The 4,156-nt window shown below is 30.4% G+C and carries 4 protein-coding genes; all 4 read right to left on the bottom strand.

Annotated features, from left to right (window positions below):
• Positions 1-217 precede the first annotated feature (217 nt).
• The gene (locus HM984_RS17195) at positions 218-1,501 is read right to left on the bottom strand and encodes a hypothetical protein (protein WP_179350080.1); all 1,284 of its coding nucleotides are present in this window, start codon (positions 1,499-1,501) and stop codon (positions 218-220) included.
• 177 nt (positions 1,502-1,678) lie between these two features.
• Positions 1,679-2,410 (bottom strand): energy transducer TonB, encoded by a 732-nt coding sequence (locus HM984_RS17190; RefSeq protein WP_179350079.1) that lies wholly within the window; start codon positions 2,408-2,410, stop codon positions 1,679-1,681.
• A gap of 148 nt (positions 2,411-2,558) precedes the next feature.
• Positions 2,559-3,197, bottom strand: coding sequence for a hypothetical protein (locus tag HM984_RS17185; protein WP_179350078.1), 639 nt, complete (start codon positions 3,195-3,197; stop codon positions 2,559-2,561).
• 132 nt (positions 3,198-3,329) lie between these two features.
• Complete coding sequence (locus HM984_RS17180; RefSeq protein ID WP_179350077.1) at positions 3,330-4,058, bottom strand: DUF2071 domain-containing protein; 729 nt, start codon at positions 4,056-4,058, stop codon at positions 3,330-3,332.
• Positions 4,059-4,156: the final 98 nt, after the last annotated feature.

The following is a 4,156-nucleotide window of genomic DNA, read 5'->3' as shown; positions in this document are numbered from 1 at the left end:
ATAAAGCAAACAACTCCTTAAAGTTCTCCATACAACCCAGAAAAAAGTGTCCGATCCGTATCGGTAATTGCAGACAACGTTGTTGTGTATGGTTAGTTGCGTGTTTAAGCAACTAATTTAGTAAACAAAAACGAACGCGAGAAAATTCCGCAGGAATTTTCCAAATAAGCACTTGCCAAAGCAATTAATTATACACGGTGTTGTGCGTTCGTTTTTTTTAATGTCTATTGTCACAAAATATTCTTATTGAAGGTTCATTTTTGTAAATGAAGTCAACTGTCGAACATCCAAATGAATTTCCATAAAGGCCATAAATCATTGGTGGCTTGTTTTTAAATAGTTCTCCAGTCCAACTATAGTAGTGTTCCATTTTGTCATCAGATGATTTATAAACTGGACTTATGTTTATACTTTCGCTACTATTATAATTTAGTTCTGTTGTTATTTTATTTGTAGTTGTATCTATTACAACAAGTTGATGCTTTTGAACACGAGAGCGATTATTCTTATTAGAAATATGACTTTGAATAAAATATTTAAACTTCGATATCGAAAGAGTGTAGGTTTCAAGAGTTATATTATCTGTAGTTGTCTGTTTGTCAATAATAGTTTCTTTCAAGGGGAAATTAAGATTATCAGTCCTGTTCCAAATCAATGGTTTGATTTTTCCAGTCTGAAAAGGATTTGTTTTTCCTATGTAGGCAAAGTTCTGCCCTTTTGTTGTGAATTTATCTTCTAAGTTTAATCCAATCATATATTCGTCTTCTGTTAGATTTCTATCGCCCTTACTATATGGATTTACATATGCTATCGCAGTTAAATTACTTGTTGGATACTTAAAGATTGAATCTTTGTCAAAGTTAAATATGTAAAGAGTATCTCTATTCGAAATCTCCATTGTCTTAAAAATCTTTTTTCTTTGGGTTTTGTTAAATTTCACAGGGTCTTTACCCAAATCGTTTTCTGGTATTATAGTGCTCTTATTCTCATTAAAGTCTAAAGGATATATTTCGGAAAGATTAACAAAACCTTGACTTGTTTTATCATAAGATTTATTGTAGGGACTTGCGTAAAAAAGCCCTATATCGGAATAGTTGTAAAAATCTGACAAAAATGTACTAAATACATAAACCGTATCATTGTCTTTATCAACACCAAGCCATTCACCTTTTATTTTTTTTCCTTCATCTTCTATTTGGTCAAATATTTCTGTATTTTCAAGTATTTTAAGTCGTGTATTTAAAGGAAATTTATCTAAAATAATTCCATTAGGTGAATCTCTATAATTTAAGCCAGACTTAGCATTAACAAATTTATGTATGTAATATTTTGGTTTTTGAATTTTGTTTTGAGCAATCACCGAATCTTGAAGTAGTTTTTTTTTCTTTTTTATTTCAATTTGCTTTTCAGTTTTGTCTGTCTTTTGTTTGGTTGCATTTTCTTTACAACTAATAGCTAAAAGCGTTATTGAGAGAAGAAGTAGTTTTAAATAAAATTTCATTTTTTTCTGTTTCGCTCGATTTTTGTCAAATGACGCACAACGGTCTTGTGTATGGTTAGTTGCGTGTTTAAGCAACTAATTTAGTAAACAAAAACGAACGCGAGAAAATTCCGAAGGAATTTTCCAAATAAACACTTGCCGAAGCAATTAATTATACACGTTGTTGTGCTTAGTATTTTATTTAAATCTCACAATTCTTGTCCTCTTTACTCTTACTGCTTCTCCAAAGTGAATTGCTGGTTTCCAATTTGGCATTTCTTTAATTATTCTAATAACTTCATTGTTAGCTTTTTCATTTAGGCTTTGTAAAATTTCTACATTAGTTATTTCTCCATTTTTTTCGATAATAAATGAAGCTCTAACAGTTCCTTTAAAATCCTTCATGTTTTTAATTTTATCTTTGAAATATGTGTTCAAAGAATCTCTGCCTCCAGAAAATTGAGCATTTTCTTGAGTAGAAGTAAAGACAAAATCAGAGTCTATTTTCGGTTTAATTTCATTTTTGTATTTCTCAGTTGATTTGTATAATTCTATAGATTCTTGTTTTGCCTTATCAAAAATGTTGTTTCCAAATTTTTTATAAATCAACTCTTTCATTGTTGTTGAATAGCATTCGGATTCAGATGACACTAAACAACCACCATCACCAACAGTAATTCCATATTTTGATTTAATGTGTTCAGCGTAAAATTTATGAAATTCCCAGTCAAATCGAACAATTAGACCATAGGATAATGACTTGTAAATTCCGTTATTCGCGTCTTTTTTTGCTCTTTCAGTTCCATATTCACAAGTTCCATAACTATCAGGCATTTTTGGTTTCGGAATATTCTTGTTTTTCGATTGAGAATAGGAAGAACCAATCGTTAAAAACAACAGAATTATTATGTATGCAATGTTCTTTTTCATATTAAGCACAACGTGATTGTGTATGGTTAGTTGCGTGGTTAAGCAACTAATTTAGTAAACAAATACGAACCCGAGAAAATTCCGAAGGAATTTTCCAAATAGGCACTTGCCAAAGCAATTAATTATACATGGTGTTAGCAAACGTTTTTTAATTCAGTTCGTAATTATTAATTATTTCTTTCAATTCACTTTCTGGTAATAGAAACTTTCTTTCTAAATGTCCGAACCCAAAACTATTGGATTGAACAAAAACAGGCAAAAATTCATTTTCGATTTTAAGGACTAAACCAACATCAATTATGTTTGAAAATTTAGGACGTGCCTTTTTGGATTCAGATGAATTAGGTCGACAAGTTATTACACTGTGATAGCTACTTGATGTTCCTCCAAGAATTTTTTCAATTTCAGATTGTTTAACGTTACTTATTTTACTCATAAAACGATTCCATTTAGAGTCTAATTTCTTTACTTTTTTTGGTTCGGATATTGAATCTGTAAAATATAGAAATGTTCTCACAGTTTTTATTTCAATTATAAGCTTGTTTTCACAAATTAGCTTTGCATTTTCTGAAGGTTTATAAGACTTCTTAATTTTACGAATTTTTGCAGTCATTGCTTCGTCAAATTTGTTTTGAGAATCAGCAATTTCAGGTACAGATTCTAACTCGATATAAAAATCATCAAATTCAAAAACGACTGTCACAAATTCGTACCAAATCCGTTTTGGTTGTGAGTTTTTTAATTTCTCAATTATGTTTTTTTCTATGTCGTTAAATAGGTATTTCAATTTTTTTTCAAATGTTTGCTAACGTTTATGTATAAGAATAGTTGCGGGTTTGTATGCGAGGAATTTCCGAAGGAAATTCAGACGTTACAAACACGCAACGACCTTTGATTAAGCACTAAACCGCAATTATTTTTATACGGTGTTAGGTGCAGTTTTTATTTTTTTTAGTCCTATCCATTCGTGTTCAATATCTTTCATTAATAATGCATTATCAAATTTGACAGAACCTTTCGGAAAAATACTTTCATTCTCAAAAAAGCTTGATTTTACATTTTCAACTTCCAAAAGTGATACTTTCCAATTAGATGCTTTTAATTCAAGTCCGTCAAAGTCATTTTTGTCAGGCGAATATCCAATAGAACCATTTTCAAAGAATTCAGAAACGCATTCTAAATTTTCAAATACACTTTCGGTATTCCAAGAGTTTGTTTCTTTTGCTTTTATTGATAATGAAGTTTTGTCATCGCTGATAAAACCGACTTCGTAGTTTCCATCTTTTTCATTTACTTTAAAATTTGCTAAATGATGAATTCCAGGAAATATAGTTCCGCCAGCTAAAGAATTTAATTTTGAAGAAGTATCTCTTCTTGGAATATAAACTCCTTCTTTTAACTTTCCGTTTTCAGTCCATTCAACTGCAATTCTATGAGCTCCATTTTCAGAAGAAATTCCGATTTGTTTCGGCAAACCTTTCGGTCTGATTTCTTTTAATCTTATCAAACAGATTCCCGCAATTCCTTTTCCGTTTACTAATTTAGGTTTGAAAGGTTTTGGTAAATAATTTTCCAAGACTTCTTTATCAATTTGGTAATTGATTAAAATTCGTCTGTCTATTATTCCTTTTATTTTCGGTATTTTCATTTGAGTGAGCAAATTGCACCTAATGGTAGGTGGTATGAATAGTGGCCTTCTCCATAAACTTGCTTTTTAGGCCATTATTTATACCACGTGTTGTCTGC

Source organism: Winogradskyella pacifica (assembly GCF_013403915.1).
Classification (GTDB): domain Bacteria; phylum Bacteroidota; class Bacteroidia; order Flavobacteriales; family Flavobacteriaceae; genus Winogradskyella; species Winogradskyella pacifica.
This window is presented reverse-complemented; position numbering and strand designations above follow the sequence as displayed.